We start from the raw sequence: 18422 nt of genomic DNA on the forward strand, positions 1-18422 counted from the left end.
CACCGGGACGCCCGCGTGCACCCTGACCCGGGTCCACGGCTTGACGATCTGCGCCGGCAGGCCGATCTCCGTGTCCATGAGCAGGAGTTGCCCCGAGTCGTCCAGCAGGTAGAGCACGCCGATGTGCGCTCCGCAGCCGTGGACGGCCTCGGCCAGCACCTCGTCCATCTCGGAGGTGTACCGCTGGGTCTCATCGTCGGCGTGGCCGCACACGGCCTACTCCGCTCCGTCCTGCGCGGAGATCGGTGTCATGCCAGAAGGACCAGCCATGCGTCAACTCTAAGTGCCCACATCTGGGACAACGGCCCCCATTGCTAGATTCTGATGACTAAGTGGCAGGAACATGGTGTTTCCGGGCGGCGAACGCGGTCCCGATCCCCAGGCGCATCACCTCCCACATCCCCCGCATCCGCGCCGCCCCCAGGCTTCTGAGCAGGGACATGACTGAGGTCCCTCGCGGGCGGGCAGGATCTCGGAACTGAACCGTGCTACCGGAGGGATGACCACATGGACCAGCGGGAAACCCGCAACCGGCCGGCTCGTGCGGCCGGAGGAGAGACGCCGGCCCACGTCTGCTGCACGCCCCCTCCAGCCGCCGAGCTTTTCGAGATCGCCGTCCTGGACACCACCGGCGAGGACGGCCGGGCGCGCTGGCACACGATCGGCTGGGGCGTCGACCGGGTGGACGCCGACCATCTCGCCGAGACGTACGTGAACCGGCCGATGTGCCCGTACGACGCCGCTCAGATCAGGCGCAACGGCCGGCTCGTCGGCGTGCACCACCGGGCCACGTGACGCGGGACGCTCACGGAGCCGTCCGCGCGGGCCGGTCCGCTCCGGCGGGCAGCCGTTCGAGGATCACGACCGGGATCTCGCGCGTGGTCTTGTCCCGGTAGACGTCGTACTGGGGGAACAGCGCGGCCATCTGCAGCCACAGCCGTGCCCGGTCGGCGCCGCCGACCGTGCGCGCGTGCGCGTCGAAGGTCTCCGCGCCCACCTGCACGTGCACCTCGGGGTGGTCGAGCACGTTGAGATACCACGCCGGATGCGTGGCACTGCCGCCGTTGGAGCCCACCACGACGTAGCGTCCCGTGCCGCCGCCGCTGTCCTCCCCGCCGCCGTCCTCGCCGTAGATGAGCGCGGTGCGGCGTAGCTTGCCGCTCTTCCTGCCGCGGGTGGTCAGCAGGAGCATGTCCACTCCCCACTTGCGCTGCCCGCGTTTCCCGTCGCTTTCGACGTACTCGCGAATGTGCTCGGCCACCCAGCCGGTGGGGCTGTCGTAGACCTCGTCCGAAGATCCCATGCAGGTCCTTCCGCCGATCGTTGTCGCCCGATCATGCACCAGAGCCGGAAGATCGGCGACCCGGCGCCCGCATCGTCGTCATGGCCTCCCGGCCGCGGCGGTCTCGAACAGCAGGGACTCCTGGCCCGGGCGGCAGAGGAGCTGCAGCCCGACCGGCAGGCCGTCCACCGTCCCGGCCGGGACGGTCAGCGCGGGCAGGCCGAGCACGTTCCACGGGCTGGTCAGCGCGAGCAGCGCGGCCCGCACGGGGACGGCCACGCCGTCCAGCTCCATCTCGCGCCGCAGGAGCGGGGGAGCGGTGATGGGCACGGTGGGCAGGGCGATGACGTCATGGTGCTCGAACAGCGCGGCGACGACGGCGTCGGCCAGCGCCTGCCGTCCTTCCAGCGCCTGGACGTACTTCCAGCCGGGCGTCCCGGCGGCGACGCGCAGACGTTCGAGCACCTCGGGGTCGAACAGCTCGGGCGCGTCCGCCAGCCGGCCGGCGTGCACGGCCACCGTCTCACAACTCTGGATCACGGTGTACGTCTCCCGCAGCGCCTCGGCGGCACCGGCGGGCAGCCGGACCTCCTCGGCCGCCCCCGACACCGCCCGCACCGCGCCGGCCACCCGCGCGTCGACCGCGAACACCGAGGCGGGATCCAGCCACGCCACCCGCGCGGGCCTCCCGGAAGCGCCGCCGCCGTCCACCCCGCCAAGCGCTCGCCGCCCGCCGTCCACCCCACCAGGCGCGCGCCCGTCGTCCACCTCTCCAGGTGCCCGCCCGCCGGCCTCCGCCCCGACCGGCGCGCGTCCGCCGCCGTTCAGCCCGGCCGGCGCGGCCAGGGCGTGGTAGGCGAGCAGGCAGTCCCGTATGTCCCCCGCGAGCACCCCGACGTGGTCGAGACTGCGCGAGAGCGGGAAGACGCCGTCCGCCGGGATCGCCCCGTAGGCGGGCTTGAACCCGGCGATCCCGCACAGAGCGGCCGGGATGCGGACGGAGCCACCGGTGTCCGTGCCGAGAGCCAGCGGCACCATGCCCGCCGCCACGGCCGCGGCGCTGCCACCGCTGGAGCCACCCGTCATGAGCGCCGGGTCCCGGGGGTTGCGCGAGGGGCCGTTGGCGGAGCGGTCGCCCGTGGGCCCGTACGCGAACTCGTGCGTCGTCGTCTTGCCGACGATCACGGCGCCGGCCTGGCGCAGGCCCGTCACGCACGCGGCGTCGGCGTCGGGGACGTGCTCGGCGAAGTGCCGCGAGCCCATGGTCGCGCGCACGCCGGCGACGTCGATGAGGTCCTTCACCGCGACCGGCACGCCGTGCAGCGGGCCGCGATCGGCGCCGCCGGCCAGCTCGTCGTCCGCCCGCCGAGCCGCGGCCAGCGCCCCGCCGGCGTCCACGGTGACGAACGCGTTCAGCGGCGGATCCAGCTCGGCGATGGCGTCGAGGGCCAGCTTGACCAGCTCGGCCGAGCTGGTCCGGCCCGCGCGCAGGTCCTGGGCGAGGTCGGTGACGGTACGACCGGTGAAAGGGCCGGGGGAGACGGGCATGGGGTCCTTTCCGTGCGTTCGAAGCAGCCTCACTCATACCACTCCTGCGGCGGCATGGAACCGCCCGGGGATGTTGTCGGCGTAGCGGGCGGCGATGGTGTCGTAGGCGGTGCGGAGGGCGGTGAGGTGGTCCGGCTCGGTCATGGGCAGCCATGCTAGGGCAGAGATTGATCTTGTTCGTCGTCCGGCGATCAGCTTTTGGGCGGAGCTGCCGAAACGGGCGATGTTACCGTTATGCGGATAATTGACCTTAAAGCGGCGAAGGAATGAGGGGACGTTGTGCGAGCTGTCGTCGTGAGGAATCCGGGGCCACCGGAGGTGCTGGAAACGGCGGAAGTGCCCACCCCTTCCCCCGGCGCGGGCGAGGTGTCGATCGACGTGGACTACGCCGGGGTCGGCTTCGTGGACACCCTGTTCAGGGCCGGGGCCTTCGCCTTCCCGCTGCCGTTCACCCCGGGCATCGAGGTGACCGGGCGGGTGCGCGAGGTCGGCGCCGGGGTCCGGGGGTTCGAGCCGGGGCAGCCGGTCGGCGCGATGCTCAACGACTTCGGCCGGGCGCCCCGCGCCGGCGGGTACGCGGAGGTGGCCATCGCGCACGCGTCCATGGCCGCGCCCGTGCGGGTGGGCGCCGACCTCGCCCGCGTCGCCGCTGCCCTGGTGAACGGCGCCACGGCGTGGATGGCGCTGAAGGACCTCGCCCGCCTGGGCGTGCACGACGACGTCCTGGTGCTGGGCGCCGGCGGCGGCCTGGGCGGCACCGTCTGCCGCCTGGCGGCCATCCATCCGGCCAGGCGGGTGATCGGCGTCGTCGGCAGTGCGTCGCGGCTGGCCGCCGCGCCCGAGGCGTGCACCGACGTCGTCGTGGCCGCCGAGCTGGATGCGGCGCTGGACAAGCTGACCGGCGGGCGCGGGGTGGACATCGTCGTCGACCCGGTCGGCGGGGCGCAGCGGCTGCGGGCGTTCGAGCGGCTGGCCCCGTTCGGCCGGTTGCTGGTGCTCGGCAACGCCAGCGGGCAGGACGAGGCGCTGTCGGGCGATGCCGCCTGGCTCAACTCGCGGCAGGTGATCGGGCTGAGCGTGGGAGGCGTGGCGCACCTGGTGCCCGAGCGGGTGGGCGAGGCCGTCGCGGCGGTGGTGGACCTCGTCTGCCGCGACGTGCTGCGGGAGCCCGCGCCCGCCGTCGTGCCGCTCGACCGCGCCGCCGACGTGCACCGCGCCCTGGAGGGCCGGACCGCCCCGCCCAAGACCGTCCTGGCGGTACGCGCGGGCGCCTGAGGCCGCACCCCGTCCGCGACCAGAACCGGTCTGGCCGCGCGGGAGCGCAAGGCCGCACCCGTCCGCGCCGCCGGAACCGGGCCGGCCACATGCGCGCGGACGGAAACGGCCACTTTGAGTCCGGCCCAGGAGGCGGTCACACCGAGAGCACGAAACCCGGGTAGCCGTCCGCCGCGACCTGGTCGCACTTCTGCCGGTAGGCGCCGACGCCCCCGGCGTACGGGAGGAAGACGCGGGGCTTGCCGGGGATGTTGGCGCCGAGGTACCAGGAGTTCGCGCGCGGGAAGAGGGTGAGTGCGGCGACCTCGCCGACGTGGCCGGTCCAGGCGTCCTCGGCGAGGGGGTCGGCGTCGATGGCGGCGACGCCGCCGGCCCGCAGGCGGGCTATGCAGGCGGCGATCCAGTCGACGTGCTGCTCGATGGAGACCATCATGTTGCTCAGCACCGACGGGCTGCCGGGGCCGGTGATGGTGAACAGGTTGGGGAAGCCCGCCGTCATCAGCCCGAGATAGGTGCGCGGCCCGGCCGCCCACTTGCTCCTCAGGGACAGGCCGCCCTTGCCGGTGATGTCGATGCCGAGCAGCGGGCCGGTCAGGGCGTCGTAGCCGGTGGCGTACACGATCATGTCGGCCGGATGATCGGCGGCGGTGGTGCGCACGCCGGTCGGCGTGATCTCCTGGATCGGGTGCTCCCGGACGTCGACCAGGGTGACGTCCGGGCGGTTGAAGGTGGCGTAGTAGTCGGTGTCGACGCAGATGCGCTTGCTGCCGATCGGATGGTCGCGCGGGGTGAGCCGCTCGGCCACCTCGGGATCGGTGACGATCGTGCGGATCTTCTCGCGGACGAACTCGGCGGCGAACTCGTTGGCCACCGGGTCGACGGCGAGGTCGCCGTACGAGCCGAGGAGCGCCACGCCGCCGCGTGCCCAGCGGGCCTCGAACTCGCGGCGGCGCTCCTCCCCGGTCGCCTCCAGGGCGGATCCGGTGTTGGCTGCGGCCAGGATGCCGCTGGCGGAGTGACGCATGGTGGCGCGGATCTCGGCGTGGCGGTCCTTCATGTCCCGCGCGAACTCCGGCGCCATGGGCCCGTTGCGGGCGGGCAGGCTGTAGTTGGGGGTGCGCTGGAAGACCGTCACGTGCTCCGCCCGCGCGGCGATGACCGGGATCGCCTGGATGCCGGAGGAGCCGGTGCCGATGACCGCCACCCGCCGTCCGGCGAAGTCCACGCCCTCATGCGGCCACCGCCCGGTGTGGTGGCTGGGGCCCAGGAAGGACGCGGCGCCGGGGAAGGCGGGCACGCGGGCCGCCGACAGGCAGCCCACCGCGGTGATCAGGTACGTCGCCCGCACCTCGTCGCCGCGGCCGGTCCGCACCCGCCAGAGGTTGTCCGTCTCGTCAAAGGCGGCGCTCGTCACCGGGGTCTCGAACTGGATGTCCCCGCGCAGGTCGAAGCGGTCGGCGACGTGTTCGGCGTAGCGCAGGATCTCGGGCTGGGAGGGGTAGCGCTCGCTCCACTCCCACTCCCGCCGCAGGTCCTCGTCGAAGGAGTAGGTGTACTCCATGCTCTCGACGTCGCAGCGCGCGCCGGGGTAGCGGTTCCAGTACCAGGTGCCGCCGACGCCGCCGCCGGTCTCGAAGACGCGGACGGACAGACCGAGACCGCGTAGCTCGTGGAGCATGTACATCCCGGCGAACCCGGCGCCGACGACGACGGCGTCATACCTCACCGCAGGCTCCGTTCGATCGCCCGGGCGACCATGGTCAGCGCCACGGCGCTGGCCGGCAGCACGTTCACCAGGGTGAAGAAGATGTGCATCTGGCTCTCGAACCGCTTGAACTCCACCGGCACGCCCGCCTGGCGCAGTCTCTCCGCGTACGCCTCGCCCTCGTCGCGCAGCACGTCGTGCTCGGCGGTCAGCACGACCGCGGGCGGCAGTCCCGACAGATCCCGCGCCCGCAGCGGGGAGGCGTCCACGCTCGCCCGCGCGGCCGGGTCGGGCGCGTAGTGATCCCAGAACCAGACCATCGTGTCGCGGTTCAGCAGGAGCTGGTTGGCCGGATCGGTGTAGGAGGCGTTGTCCAGGTCGCAGTCGGTCACCGGGTACACGAGGATCTGCAGGGTGATGGCGGGGCCGCCCTCGTCGCGGCTGCGCTGGGCCACGATGGCCGCCAGGTTGCCGCCCGCGCTGTCGCCCGCCACGATGATCGGCAGGTCCCGCCCGGGTCCGCCGGCGACCCAGCGCAGGGCGGCGTAGGCGTCGCGGGCCGCGACGGGGTGGCGGTGCTCCGGGGCGAGCCGGTAGCCGACCAGGACGACGGTGCAGCCCGTCCGGTGCGCCAGCTCCCTGCCGAGGGTGTCGGACTCGTCGATGGTGCCGAGGACCCAGCCGCCGCCGTGGTAGTACACGATCACGCCGCGCGGGGTTCCGGCCGGGACCAGGACCCGGGCGGGGAACGTGCCGCCGTCGTCACCCTGGATCAGGGCCTCCTCCACCCGGGCCGGCTCCGGGCCCGTGCCGGACAGCTCGCTCAGGATCGCGCTGATGCCGCGCGCCTCCTCGGGGGACATCTCGTGCAGTGGCTTGCCGCCTGCTTCGGCCATCTGCTTGAGGAACTGGGTCGTCGCTTCATCCAGAGCCATGGGAGATCCCCTCACCGGGCCGCGTCCGCCTGCCGTCTGGTTCAGTGTCGGCCGGGGCGTGCCGTTCGACAATGCCCGCCGGTGGTGCGGCCAGGGAGGGAAATCCGCCGCTCCTGAAGATCGAAGGTGGAGCGTTGCCCTGATGTGCCCTACCCTGAGGTGGCGAGGGGAGTACTTCCCAAGTGTCGATCCGGTCAGTACGGACGTACATAGCGTCCCCGGACGGCCGCCCGTTACCCCCGGGTGAAGGAGACCTCGAACGGCTGAGCGCGTTCGAGGAGGTTTCATGTCCCTGGGGACAATTCTGGTTGCGCCCGAACAGGGCAGCATCGCCACCGTCACTCTGTGGTCGATCACCATAGGCGCGCTGCTCGTCCTGCTGGCGATCGACATCGTGCTGACCCGCCGCCCGCACGAGGTGCACATGCGCGAGGCGGTGGCCTGGTCGGTGTTCTACCTGCTGTTGCCGGTGGCCTTCGGCGTGTACCTGTGGGCGGCCTTCGGCGGGGGTGTCGCGTCCGAGTTCTTCACCGGATACGTGGTGGAGAAGTCGTTGTCGGTGGACAACCTGTTCGTGTTCATGCTGCTGCTGGCGGCCTTCGCGGTGCCGTCCGCGCTGGTCCAGCGGGTGCTCCTGTACGGCATCGTCGGGGCGCTGGTGCTGCGGGTGATCTTCATCGTGCTGGGCGCGGCGGCGCTGCGCAGCGGCACGTGGGCGTTCCTGCTCTTCGGAGCGGTGCTGGTGCTCACCGCGGGCAAGGTGCTCAGGGACGCGCGCAAGGGCGAGGAACAGCAGGTCGACATCGACTCCATGCGCAGCGTACGGCTGCTGCGCCGCTTCGTCCCGGTCACCGAGGGCTACCGGGGCTTCCGCCTGGTGGTGCGGGAGCGGGGACGGCTGGCGATCACTCCGCTCGCCCTGGCCACGGTGGCGGTGTTCGCCACGGACATCGTCTTCGCCGTCGACTCGGTGCCCGCCGTCTACGGGGTGACGGACGATCCCTTCCTCGTCTTCGCCACCAACGCCTTCGCGCTGCTGGGCCTGCGGGCGCTGTACTTCGTGTTGCGCAGCGCGCTGGCCCGGCTGCGCCATCTGAACTACGGGCTGGCCGTCATCCTGGCCTTCATCGGGCTCAAGCTGGTGCTGCACTGGGCGCACGGCATCTGGGCGTGGGTTCCGGAGATTCCGACCCTCGCCTCGCTGGGCGTCATCATCGTGGTCCTGCTGACCGTCACGCTCACCAGCCTGCGCGCCAGCCGCGGAACCACGGGCACCTCCGGCGACCCCGGTCAGCCCTGGCAGCGGTGATCAGCCGCGGAGTCGCTGGATCAGCCAGCCGGCCGAGCGTTCCGTCAGCCGCCACAGCTCGTCGTGGCTGAGCTCGGGGAACATGTGGGTCGCGCCCGGCACCTCCTCCACCAGAGCCGTCCCGCCGGCCGCGCGGAGCGCCTCCGCCAGCCGGTGGCTCTCCCGGCAGGGCACGGAGACGTCCTTGTCGCCGTGCAGGAGCAGGAACGGCGGAGCGCCGGGCCGTACGGCGTGGGCGGGGCTGGCGGCGCGGGCGACCTCAGGGCGTTCGGCGGCGGGCCCACCGAGCAGCAGCGCCTCCCTGGAGCCAGGGCCGCGGTCGGCCCGCCCGCCGGCGGCCTCGATGTCGTCCGGCATGCGCGCCAGGTCGGTCGGCGGGTACCAGCAGACAACGGCGGACACCGCGGCCGGACCCACGTGCGCGGCGGGCTTGTCCGTGGTGCCCGCCGTCAGTGCGTGCAGGGAAGCGCGCCTCGCCGCTGAGCCGGTATTCGACGCTGGCCATGGCCACGCCCAGCTCCGCCACCCGCTCGAAGAACGCCGGATCGGGGTAGGGCGGCTGAGCGCGCCCGCCGACCCGCCAGCCGCCTCCGTGCACGTAGAGGCAGAGGCCGGCCGCCTGCCCCGCGGGGACGTAGAGGTCCAGGGAGAGCGGGCGGAAGCCGGGCGGCTGGGCGTGGACGACGTCCTTGAAGATCCGGGTCACGAGGCCACGGGTTCCTTGTGAAAGCGGCCGGACTGCATGATGGCGAGCAGGTTGGCCCCGCCGGGGATGAACACGTCGTCGTTGCTGAGCAGGAACTCGACGCTGTCGAAGCCCGGGCCGGCCTGCTCGCGGACGAACGCGCGGCACGAGCCGGGGCCCTGCCGGCCCGGCTCGACGTGGCCGTCCGGGCGTACTGCTACCAGTTTCGTCCGTAGTGCTCCGGCCTTCAGGCCCGGGGGTGAAGCGGACTCTCCCGCATAGCGGGGCGGGAACAGCCGATTCGCCGCCAGGCGGACCGGCGTCACCTGGTTGCGACGGGCCGGTTCTGCCGCACGATGTCCTGGCCCGCGATCAACGGTGACGCCGGGCCGGCCGGCCCGGCGAAGGAAGAGCCCGAGCAGAGTTCACCGGCCCGGCAGCAGGGGTTGCCGATGCGGGGAATTCGTGTCGCATCCCCCGAAAGGGGGACGTCCTGGAGGCTGCCGGCCAGCTTGGACAGGGTGGATATCGCTGTGGGCGGCCATCACCCGAGGCTAGGGTGTGATCGTGCAGCTGCGGTACTCCTTCCGGCTGGACCCCACCCCGGCCCAGCGGATCGCCCTGGCCCGCGCGTTCGGGTGCGCCCGGGTGGTGTTCAACGACGCGCTCACCGTGCGCCGGGTGGCGCACGCCGAGGGGCTGCCGTTCCCCAGCGACGGAGAGTTGTCCCGGCAGGTCATCACCGAGGCCAAGAGGCGGCCGGACCGGGCCTGGCTGGGCGAGGTGTCCGCAGTTGTACTCCAGCAGGCCCTGGCCGACGCCTGCGCGGCCTACCGCAACTTCTTCGCCGGCATGAGCGGCAAGCGGAAAGGACCGAAGATCGCCCAGCCGAGGATGCGATCGCGGCGCGACACCCGGCAAGCGATCCGGTTCACCAAGAACGCCCGGTTCAAGGTGGGGGAGAAGCTGTCGCTGCCGAAGGTCGGCGCTATCGCGGTCCGCTGGTCACGCCATCTGCCCTCGGCCCCGTCCAGCGTGACTGTGATCAAGGACGCGGCGGGCCGCTACTTCGCCTCCTTCGTGGTCGAGGTCGCCGCACACCCCTGGCCGGCCGGCGTCGAGACCGGGATCGATCTGGGGCTGGGGCACTTCGCCGTCCTGGCCGACGGGCGGAAGATCGACGCGCCCCGGTTCCTGCGCCGCGCGGAGAAGAAACTACGCAAGCTCCAGAAAGCCCTATCACGCAAACAGGAAGGATCGGCCAACCGGGGCAAGGCCCGGATCAAGGTCGCCCGGCAGCATGCGAAGGTCACCGACGCCCGCCGTGAGTTCCACCATCAAACCTCCACCCGAATCATCCGTGAGAACCAAGCGGTGTTCGTGGAGGATCTGGCGGTCAGAGGACTCGCGCGCACCAGGCTGGCCAAGAGTGTCCACGACGCGGGCTGGTCGGCCTTCGTGGCGATGCTGGAGTACAAGGCCAGGCTGCATGGCCGGACCTTCGCCAGGATCGGCCGGTTCTTCCCCTCCTCCAAGCTGTGCTCGGCGTGCGGCACTCTCGCCGAGGCGATGCCGCTGGGCGTGCGGGCCTGGACGTGCCCGTGCGGGGCGGTCCACGACCGCGACGTCAACGCAGCGATCAACATCCTCGCCGCCGGACGGGCGGAGAGGCTAAACGCCTCTGGAGGGCAGGTAAGACCACCGCGTGCGGTGGCACAGCCCGATGAACGAGGAAGCCTTCGAGGTGCCGCATGAACCCGTGCGACACGGACGAGAATCCCCTCGATTCATCCCAGGGAGCGCGTCAAACCGAGACGGAGCTGACCCGCGACTACCTCGCCGAGCCCGGCAGGCGGGAGGAGCTGACCAGGCTGGTCCCGGCCGACCGGCTGGGGACGCCCGAGGACGTGGTGGGCGCGGTCCTGTTCCTGGCGTCGCCCCGGGCCTCGTTCGTCACCGGGCAGGTGCTCTACATCGACGGCGGCAGGACCCTCGTATGACGCGGCCCGTCGCGGACGACCCGGCACGGCGGACACCAGGAGGCGGACGATGAAGCTGATCACTTTCGACGAGGGCCGCGTCGGGCGGCTGGAGCCGGCCGAACGGCTCGTCATCCCCCTGGACGTGCCGTCCACGCGGGCGTACTTCGAGGCCGGGGGCCGGGTGCGGGAGACCGGCGAGCGGCTGCGCCTGGACGACGTGCGGTTACGGGCCCCGATCGTGCCGAAGAAGTTCTTCCACACCTCGGGCAACTTCCGCGAGCACGAGACCGAGTCCAAGAACGTGGACTGGTCGCATCCGATGCACCAGGGCATCGTGTTCTTCCAGAACGTCGACGCCATCGTGGGCCCGGACGAGCCCGTCATCTACCCTGAACATCTGACCAGCGAGCTGGACTACGAGCTGGAGATCGCGGTGGTGATCGGCAAGCCGGGCAAGTTCTTCGGCGTGGACGACGCGCCCGACCACATCGCCGGGTATGTCGTGTTCAACGACATCACCGCCAGGGACATCCAGCGGCGGGAGATGGCCTCGGGCGTGTTCTCCTTCTGCAAGGCGATCGACACGTTCTGCCCGCTGGGGCCGTACATCGTGACGGCCGACGAGATCCCCGACGCGCAGAACCTCGACATGGAGCTGCGGGTGAACGGGCATATTCGGCAGAAGTCCAGCACCAGCCGCATGTCCGTCTCCATCCCGCACCTGGTCGCCTACCACTCGCCGCAGGGCTACAGCGCGGGCGATCTGCTCACCACCGGCACCATCCAGGGGGTGGCGGGCTTCAGCGGCGACCCCGGTCTCTACCTCAAGCCCGGCGACGTCATCGAGGCCGAGGTGGAGCGGCTGGGCGTGCTGCGTACTCCGGTGGTGAGCTGGCAGGAGGGGCACGGCACTCCGGTCCCGGCGAAGGTCGGCTGGTGAGGGGTCGGCGTCCAGAACGTTCTGGTCCGGCAGCCGCCGCACCTCATGAGAACAGGAGAACCCTGAGTGTCCGAGCAGACCATCCCCCGGCGTTTCGCCGGCAAGAGCGTGCTGGTGACCGGGGCGGGCACCGGTTACGGTGCGGAGATCGCCGTCCGCGCCGCACAGGAGGGCGCTCGGGTGGCCGTGCACTACAACACCTCGGCCGCGGGGGCTGAGCGCACCGCCGCCCGGATCGAGGACGTGGGCGGCGAGGCGTTCACCGTCCAGGCCGACATCAGCCGGCACGCCGACATCCGGCGCATGGCCGAGGCGGTCTTCGCCCGCCTCGGCGGCCTTGACGTGCTGGTCAACAACGTCGGGGACGTGGCGGCCGAGCAGATGTCCTGGCGCGACCTCACCGAGGAGTCCATCGACCGGGTCCTCGCGGTGGACGTCAAGGGCACCCTGTTGTGCACGCACGAGTTCGGCTCGCGCATGCTGGAGCAGGGGCACGGCGCGATCATCAACATCGGCTCCACCGTGATCGTGCGCGGCAGCCCGCGCGCTCCGCAGTACGCCGCCGCCAAGTACGGCATCCTCGGCATCACCAAGTCCTACGCCGCCGCCTTCGCGCCCACGGTGCGGGTCAACACGTTCGCGCCCGGCTTCATCGAGACCGAGGCCACGCTCAACCGGCACGACTGGAAGTCCGGCCGCCGGGAGGAGCTGATCTCCCGCACCCCCATGGCGCGCGTCCCCGGGCCCGCCGAGCTGGCCGGCGCCGCGCTCTTCCTGGCCACGGACGACGCCGCGCACATGACCGGGGCCTACCTCAACGCCGACGGCGGCTACAACATGATCGGCGCCTGAGCCGGACGCCCGGCCCCGGCCCCGACCCCGGCTGATCGCCGGCGTCGAGGTCGGCTGAGCGGCTGAGCGGCTCAGCGCGGGATGATCGGCAGCGTGATGTAGGAGTCGGGGAAGACCCGCTGGTGCTGGACGACCAGGTCGGCCTCGGAAGCCTCGGCGGCGGGGCGGCCGGTGCCGGGGTTGCGGTCGAAGCGCGGGAAGTTCGAGCTGGAGACCTCCACCCGGATGCGGTGGCCCGCCTTGAAGACCTGGCTGGTGGCGACCAGGTCGATGGTGTACGTCCCGGACGCGTCGCCGGTGCGCACGATGCCGTCGATCACGCTCAGCGCCCGGCCGTCGGGATGGACGTTCACCAGCTTGGCCGTCCAGTCGGTGGCCACCGCCGAGGTCTCGGCGTGCAGGGTCACCGAGACCGGGCCGGTCACCTCGACGTCGGAGGCGAGCACCCCGGTGGTGTAGCAGAGCACGTCAGGACGGAGCTCCACCTCGCGCTGGTCCTGCGGGCCGACGTTCGTGACGTCGGACAGCATGAGCGGGCCGCCGACCGACGGGACGGGGTCGCGCGGATCGTAGGTGAAGGTGGCCGGCTCGCCCCCGCCGCCGCCCTGCTCGGTGGCCAGCTCGCCGCCGGTGCGCAGGTAGTAACGGGCCGGCACGGCGCGGGCCAGGGGCCAGGCCTCCTCGTCCCGCCAGACGTCGTCGCCCATCACGAAGATCTTCACGGCGGGGCCGGTGTCCGTGCCCTTGAGGAAGGCGAGCTGCCGCTGCTCCAGCTGGATCGCCGCCCCGGAGGCGCCGAAGCCGAAGTCCAGCCGCCCGGTGCCGGAGCCGCCTTGCGTCATGTGGGACCAGGGACCGACGACCAGCGGGCCGCCGAGGCGGCGGTGGTTCTCCAGCGTTCCGGCCAGGAACAGGTCGAACCAGCCCGCCACGTGCATGACCGGCACCTCGATGCGATCGTGGCGCAGCGTCTCGGACAGGTCCTCCCAGTAGGCGTCGCGCTCCGCGTGCGAGGTCCAGTCCCGCCACCACGGGATGCCCGCGATGCCGGCCACCGGCAGGGTGCGCGCCGCGGCGGCCTGGTCGCCCATGACGGGCAGGATCGCGCCGAACCCCGAGCCGACGTCCTCGCCCGCCTCCATCGCGTGCATCAGCCCGAGCATCGTCTGCATCGTGCCCCAGTTCAGGGCGGAGCCCAGCGCGAACGCCCCTCCGTGGTACTTCAGGCCGTCGTAGAAGTCGTGCGGCGTCACCGAGGCGCAGACCGCCTTCAGCCCCGGCGGGCGGGTCGCCGCCGCCTGGAGCGCGCAGCCGGCCAGGTAGGAGCCGCCGCTCATCACGACCTCGCCGTTCGACCACGGCTGGGCGGTGATCCAGGCGATCGTGTCGTGGCCGTCGTCGCCCTCGTCCAGCCACGGCCGGAACTCGCCGTCGCTGCTGCCGCGCCCCCGGCAGTGCTGCTGCACCACCGCGAACCCGGCCTCCAGCGCCGGGATCACCGGGGTCATCCGGAACGTGCCCTCGCCGTACGGCGTGCGCGTGAGCAGCGTCGGGAACGGCCCGCCCGCCTCGGGGCGATGGACCGAGCCGCGCAGGACGGTGCCGTCCCGCATGGGCATGGGCGCGTCGTGTTCGACGGAGACACGGAACGAGGAGCGGTTGAGCTTGGCCATCTGGGTCCTCCGGCGGTCAGGTCAGGATGAAGGCGTCGTAGCGGACGGCGGCGGCGGCGCGGGCCGCCGAGGCCACGGCCAGGGTGCGATTGAGCCACAGATAGCGCTCGTCGCCGGTCTCGAAGCGGCAGAACAGCCGGAAATAGTACTCCGACGGGTCCACCTCCTCGCCTCGCGCGAGACGGCCGAGCACGTCGGGGGCGCCGTGCCGTACTCCGGAGGTGGAGATGTAGAGCAGCGCGCCGTCGTGGGTGCGCAGCGTGTAGCGGGTGTCGACGCTGGCCATGCCGTCGGCGTGGACGATCTGCCAGTCGGCGCCGCCGGGCAGCACGGTGCCCGACAGGCGCGGGCCGTCGAACGAGCCGCCGATGATGTTGATCACACGGCGCCGTCCCCAGTGGGAGCCGCCGAGGTCGAGGATCGGGTCGAGCTCCACGTGGAAGGTGGCCAGCGGTTCGAGGTTCACGGGGTGACACTCCAGGAGGGGCGTTCCTTGAGGGCGGCCGGGTCGAACCCGGCCGTGCGCTTGTAGGAGGCGGCGATCTCGGCGCGCTCCTCGTACGGGACGACCTGCTCGATGTCGTCGAACCCGCCGGGCGCGCGCTCGTGGGCCAGCTTCATGACGACTTCGGGGCCCATCTTCCTGTTGGACAGTTGCAGGGCGGTCGTGGCCGGTCGCCGCAGTGCCTCGTAGGCGGCCAGGTCGCCATGGGCGAGGGCGTGGGCCAGCACCCGGGCGTCGATGATCGCCTGGGAGGCGCCGTTGGAGCCGATCGGGTACATCGCGTGGGCGGCGTCCCCGAGCAGCGTGATCCGGCCGTCGCTCCAGCGGGGCAGAGGGTCGCGGTCCACCATCGGATACTCGTACGCCCTCTCCGTCCTGGCGATGATCCCCGGCACGTCGAGCCAGTCGAAGGACCAGCCCGCGAAGTGCTCGGCGATCTCGGCCGGGTCGGCGGGGCGGTTCCAGTCGCCCCGGTCCGGCGCCGCGCCGTCCAGGGGCTGCTCGGCGATCCAGTTGATCAGGGTGCGCTCGCCCGTCTCGATCGGGTAGGCGACGAACTTCTGGGTCCCGTCCCCGGCCATGATCATGGACCGGCCGGTCAGGAACGGCTCGCCGTACGTCATGCCGCGCCACAGGACCAGGCCGTTCCACGGGGGCGGCCCCTCGCCGGGGTACAGGTGGGCGCGGACGGCGGAGTGGATCCCGTCCGCGCCGATCAGCAGGTCCTCGGCGCCGGGGCCGGTGACGCGGCTCCCGGTCCGTACGGCGTCCGCGCCCAGCCGTTCGGTCACCGCGTCCAGCAGGAGCAGTTGCAGCCGGCCTCGGTGCACGGAGTACTGCGGCCAGGCGTAGCCCGCGCCGGTTCCCCGGGGTTCGGACCAGATCGGCGTGCCGTACCGGTTGAAGTAGGCCAGCTCGGCCGTCGCGACGCCGATCCGTTCGAGGTCGGGGGCCAGGCCCAGCTCGGTCAGCTCCCGTACGGCGTGGGGGAGCAGGTTGATGCCGACGCCCAGCGGGCGGATCTCGCGGGCGGCCTCGTGCACGGTCACGTCCTCGAAGCCGGCCGCGTGCAGGCTCAGGGCGGCGGCGAGGCCGCCGATGCCCGCTCCGGCGATGACGATGCGCACGAACGCCTCCGGGGGATCTCACGGCCGCGGCCGAATGTTGTTATGGCCGTAACAATATTCACGGCAGGGGCACGGCTGCGCAAGACTTGACCGGTGAACAGGGCAGGCCGCAACACGAACACACCGGCGCACGACGACTCTCCCGGCGACGGTGCGTCATCGCCGGGAGGCGCATCTCCCGGTGATGCCGCGTCTCACGGCGATGACGCGCAAGCCGTCCCAGCGGATCTGCGTTACGCCGTCTACGCGCGCGACCGCCTGGCCGCCATGCCGCCCCCGGCCGACGCCGAGGCGTTCGCGCTGGCCTACCACCTGCTCCAGCTCGCCTACCTGCTCGTGACCGACCTGGAGACCCGCATCCACCGCCCGCGCGGCTGGACGCTCCCGGGGTTCCGGCTGATGTTCAAGTTGTGGCTGCTCGGCCCCACCCAGCCCGTCCGGCTCGCCGAGATCGCCGCGATGTCCCGCTCCGCCGTGACCAACGTGGTCAACACCCTCGAACGAGACGGCCTGGTCGAGCGCCGCTCGGTGCCGCAGGACGGCCGCGCGGTGGTGGTCGCGCTGACCGGGACCGGCGAGGCGGCCGTGCGCGAGGCCTTCGCCCAGCAGACCCGCAGGGAGCAGGAGTGGTTCTCGGCCCTGGGGCCGGGCGAGCGCGAGCACATGACCGGCCTGCTCACCCGCATCCTCGCCGCCCGCCCGGCGGACGTCCCCTGACGGAAGCCGGTTGCGGGCTACGACACCGCGACCTGTGAGGCCGTCGTGCCGCCGCCGGCCGCCTCCCAGCCGGCCACCACGGCGGGCGAGCCGGCCAGGGCGCGGGTCAGCGGCACGGTCACGGTCGTGCCGCCCTTGCCGGTCACCGTGACGACCCGGCTCCCCGCCGTGCCCTGCGCGTCGCGGACGAACAGATGGGCCTTGCCCGCCGCGCTCGCCCGCACCGTCACCCGCACCCCGTCCGGCCCGGCCGTGGCCGAGGTGACCCGGCCGCTACGGGCCGCCGTGGCCGCGGGACCGCCCGCCAGCGGCAGGCGCACCCGCACCGCCTGCTCCAGCGACTGCGGCGAGTCCAGGCTGGCCAGGGCGGTGTCCGGGATCACCGCGTCCGGCACCGGCCGGTTCGCAGGCGGGGTGTAGCCGGGCAGCGTCGCGACGCCCCACCGGTACGGGTCGCCCTGCACACCGCCCCACGTGGACCAGCCGATCCGGGTCTGACCGGTCTTGTCCTGGGTGTCGGAGTCGTACACCAGGATGTTCAGACCGAGATGCCCGGGATCGACCGCGCCGGGCACCTGCTCCAGCGGAATGGCCAGCTCCACGGTGTACTCGCCGGCCGCGACCTTCGAGGCGATCCGCACGCCCGTGGCCGGGCCCTGGCGGTTGTCGGCGTCGCGCAGCGCGCACGGCGGCCCTTCGGCCGTCACCGGCAGCACCGCGGCCTTGAACGTCGTGGAGGTGTTCTCCGACGTGCCGCGCGGGTCGACGGCGATCTCGACCGCGTCGGTGCGCCAGTGCCGCTTGCAGTCGGAGGCCGGCAGCCGGGTGCCGAGTGTGTCGTCCTTGACGTGCGCCAGCACGTACAGCGTGTCCTCGCGCCAGGACACCTTCGCGCTGCCCGAGCAGTCGGCCGCCGACGAGCACGCGCTGCCCTCCCACACGCGTGACAGGTCCAGCGCCGCGCCCGGGTACTCGCCGTCGCCCTCGGCGCCGTCGATCGCGGGCGCCGACGTCGCCTGCGCGATGGCCGCCGCCGGCACCAGCTCCAGGGCGGGCCGGCTCGTGACGACGCCGTCCACGGTGACCGTGTAGGCGTAGTCGCCGCCCTCGTTGGAGGTCTTCAGCGCGGGGTCGGAGTTGGTGACGGTGAACGGGACCGTCGCCGAGGCCCCGGCGGCCAGGTCGTGGTAAGGAGCCTCGGCCCGGTCGGCGGTGAAGCCGGCCGGCAGGTCCAGGCGCACGGTGCCGGACCGGGTGGTGCCGCCGACGTTGGTCACCACGACGCCGACCTGCCGCGAGCCGCCGGACGGGAGCGTGAGCACCGGCGTGACCAGGCCGCGAAGTTGCGGCACGCCGAGGTCCGCGGTCCATTTCTCGTACTGGGCGACCTGGGGGAGGAGCTGCTGGCCGCCGCGGACGGCGGGGCTGACCTCGACCTGCCGGTCGGTGTAGCCGCGCCCCTTGTCGGTGGTGAGCGCGGCCGCGACGCGGGCCCGCGCCCCCGTGCCCGGGATGACGGTGAACGTCGCCTTGCCCGCCCGTCCGGCGGCCAGCCTGCCGAGGTCGCCCGAGCCGCTGACCCGCCAGCCCTCCGGCACCCGCAACGCCACGGAGGAGCGGCCGAGGGGCTCGCGCGGCGGCGCGGTCGCGGTGACCTCGACGGTGAACGGCGTCCCAGGGCGCACGTCGAACGTGCTGGTGCGCAGGCCGAGCAGGGTGCCCAGCGGGACGGTGCCGGCCGCCCTGGTCAGCGCGCCGTCGAGGATCGCCGTGGACGCGCTCGCCGCCGCGCCGCCCGGCTCGGGGAAGGGCACCCGCGCGTCCACCTGGGTGAAGAAGTCGCAGCCGAGCTGGGCCGGGTCGGCGGGCACGTCGGGGAAGACCGCC

At 72.5% G+C, this 18422-nt stretch carries 19 protein-coding genes and 1 pseudogene; 8 read left to right on the forward strand and 12 right to left on the reverse strand.

The window, feature by feature from the left end; all coding sequences use genetic code 11:
* A partial coding sequence (locus ACWD0F_RS50040) for a hypothetical protein (RefSeq protein ID WP_449889938.1) occupies positions 1-213 on the reverse strand: 213 nt, incomplete at its 3' end.
* A 294-nt stretch (positions 214-507) separates the two neighbouring features.
* Here ACWD0F_RS50040 and ACWD0F_RS50045 point away from each other — a divergent pair.
* Entirely contained in the window at positions 508-795 is a 288-nt protein-coding gene (locus ACWD0F_RS50045) for a hypothetical protein (RefSeq protein WP_449889940.1), read from the forward strand.
* A gap of 10 nt (positions 796-805) precedes the next feature.
* On the opposite strand, the gene ACWD0F_RS50050 is transcribed toward ACWD0F_RS50045, so the two are convergent.
* Entirely contained in the window at positions 806-1303 is a 498-nt protein-coding gene (locus tag ACWD0F_RS50050; RefSeq protein WP_449889941.1) for a nitroreductase family deazaflavin-dependent oxidoreductase, read from the reverse strand.
* Positions 1304-1381: 78 nt separating this feature from the next.
* Positions 1382-2863 carry an amidase gene (locus ACWD0F_RS50055; RefSeq protein WP_449889943.1) on the reverse strand — a complete coding sequence of 494 codons (1482 nt, stop codon included), beginning with the start codon at positions 2861-2863 and terminating at the stop codon, positions 1382-1384.
* 261 nt (positions 2864-3124) lie between these two features.
* On the opposite strand from ACWD0F_RS50055, the gene ACWD0F_RS50060 reads away from it, so the two are divergent.
* Complete coding sequence (locus ACWD0F_RS50060) at positions 3125-4105, forward strand: quinone oxidoreductase family protein (protein WP_449889945.1); 981 nt, start codon at positions 3125-3127, stop codon at positions 4103-4105.
* A 136-nt stretch (positions 4106-4241) separates the two neighbouring features.
* On the opposite strand, the gene ACWD0F_RS50065 is transcribed toward ACWD0F_RS50060, so the two are convergent.
* A complete protein-coding gene (locus tag ACWD0F_RS50065; RefSeq protein WP_449889947.1) occupies positions 4242-5831 on the reverse strand; it encodes a flavin-containing monooxygenase in 1590 nt (529 codons plus the stop codon).
* Entirely contained in the window at positions 5828-6745 is a 918-nt protein-coding gene (locus ACWD0F_RS50070; protein ID WP_449889949.1) for an alpha/beta hydrolase, read from the reverse strand. The genes ACWD0F_RS50065 and ACWD0F_RS50070 overlap by 4 nt, the downstream gene beginning before the upstream one ends.
* Positions 6746-7031: 286 nt before the next feature.
* Here ACWD0F_RS50070 and ACWD0F_RS50075 point away from each other — a divergent pair, with 286 nt between their 5' ends.
* Positions 7032-8054, forward strand: a complete 1023-nt coding sequence (locus ACWD0F_RS50075; RefSeq protein WP_449889951.1) for a TerC/Alx family metal homeostasis membrane protein — start codon at positions 7032-7034, stop codon at positions 8052-8054.
* On the opposite strand, the gene ACWD0F_RS50080 is transcribed toward ACWD0F_RS50075, so the two are convergent.
* The 3 genes and pseudogenes from ACWD0F_RS50080 to ACWD0F_RS50090 all read right to left on the reverse strand — a co-directional run bounded on the left by ACWD0F_RS50080 (position 8055) and on the right by ACWD0F_RS50090 (position 9065).
* Positions 8055-8471 (reverse strand): prolyl oligopeptidase family serine peptidase, encoded by a 417-nt coding sequence (locus tag ACWD0F_RS50080; protein WP_449889952.1) that lies wholly within the window; start codon positions 8469-8471, stop codon positions 8055-8057.
* 43 nt (positions 8472-8514) lie between these two features.
* Positions 8515-8760: pseudogene (locus ACWD0F_RS50085) on the reverse strand (alpha/beta hydrolase fold domain-containing protein); the annotation flags it as partial.
* Complete coding sequence (locus ACWD0F_RS50090; RefSeq protein ID WP_449889954.1) at positions 8757-9065, reverse strand: hypothetical protein; 309 nt, start codon at positions 9063-9065, stop codon at positions 8757-8759. The pseudogene ACWD0F_RS50085 and the gene ACWD0F_RS50090, both read right to left, overlap by 4 nt.
* Before the next feature lie 241 nt (positions 9066-9306).
* Here ACWD0F_RS50090 and ACWD0F_RS50095 point away from each other — a divergent pair, with 241 nt between their 5' ends.
* The 4 genes from ACWD0F_RS50095 to ACWD0F_RS50110 all read left to right on the forward strand — a co-directional run bounded on the left by ACWD0F_RS50095 (position 9307) and on the right by ACWD0F_RS50110 (position 12513).
* Positions 9307-10494, forward strand: a complete 1188-nt coding sequence (locus ACWD0F_RS50095; RefSeq protein ID WP_449889956.1) for an RNA-guided endonuclease InsQ/TnpB family protein — start codon at positions 9307-9309, stop codon at positions 10492-10494.
* A complete protein-coding gene (locus tag ACWD0F_RS50100; RefSeq protein WP_449889958.1) occupies positions 10491-10739 on the forward strand; it encodes an SDR family NAD(P)-dependent oxidoreductase in 249 nt (82 codons plus the stop codon). Before ACWD0F_RS50095 ends, ACWD0F_RS50100 begins: the two co-directional genes overlap by 4 nt.
* A gap of 49 nt (positions 10740-10788) precedes the next feature.
* Complete coding sequence (locus ACWD0F_RS50105; protein ID WP_449889959.1) at positions 10789-11661, forward strand: fumarylacetoacetate hydrolase family protein; 873 nt, start codon at positions 10789-10791, stop codon at positions 11659-11661.
* A gap of 66 nt (positions 11662-11727) precedes the next feature.
* Positions 11728-12513: an SDR family NAD(P)-dependent oxidoreductase gene (locus ACWD0F_RS50110; RefSeq protein ID WP_449889961.1), complete on the forward strand. Its 786-nt coding sequence runs from the start codon at positions 11728-11730 to the stop codon at positions 12511-12513.
* 71 nt (positions 12514-12584) lie between these two features.
* Here ACWD0F_RS50110 and ACWD0F_RS50115 read toward each other — a convergent pair whose 3' ends face one another.
* Genes ACWD0F_RS50115 through ACWD0F_RS50125 form a run of 3 tightly spaced genes read right to left on the reverse strand, consistent with a single transcriptional unit; the run spans position 12585 to position 15818 of the window.
* Positions 12585-14186, reverse strand: coding sequence for a CocE/NonD family hydrolase (locus ACWD0F_RS50115; RefSeq protein ID WP_449889962.1), 1602 nt, complete (start codon positions 14184-14186; stop codon positions 12585-12587).
* A 16-nt stretch (positions 14187-14202) separates the two neighbouring features.
* Positions 14203-14652 carry a DUF3237 domain-containing protein gene (locus ACWD0F_RS50120; protein WP_449889964.1) on the reverse strand — a complete coding sequence of 150 codons (450 nt, stop codon included), beginning with the start codon at positions 14650-14652 and terminating at the stop codon, positions 14203-14205.
* Positions 14649-15818, reverse strand: coding sequence for a flavin-dependent oxidoreductase (locus ACWD0F_RS50125; RefSeq protein ID WP_449889966.1), 1170 nt, complete (start codon positions 15816-15818; stop codon positions 14649-14651). Before ACWD0F_RS50125 ends, ACWD0F_RS50120 begins: the two co-directional genes overlap by 4 nt.
* Before the next feature lie 93 nt (positions 15819-15911).
* Here ACWD0F_RS50125 and ACWD0F_RS50130 point away from each other — a divergent pair, with 93 nt between their 5' ends.
* Complete coding sequence (locus tag ACWD0F_RS50130; RefSeq protein ID WP_449889968.1) at positions 15912-16535, forward strand: MarR family winged helix-turn-helix transcriptional regulator; 624 nt, start codon at positions 15912-15914, stop codon at positions 16533-16535.
* A 17-nt stretch (positions 16536-16552) separates the two neighbouring features.
* On the opposite strand, the gene ACWD0F_RS50135 is transcribed toward ACWD0F_RS50130, so the two are convergent.
* On the reverse strand, positions 16553-18422 hold a 1870-nt coding region (locus ACWD0F_RS50135; protein WP_449889969.1), incomplete at its 5' end, for a sugar-binding protein.

This window comes from Nonomuraea sp. NPDC002799 (assembly GCF_053592075.1).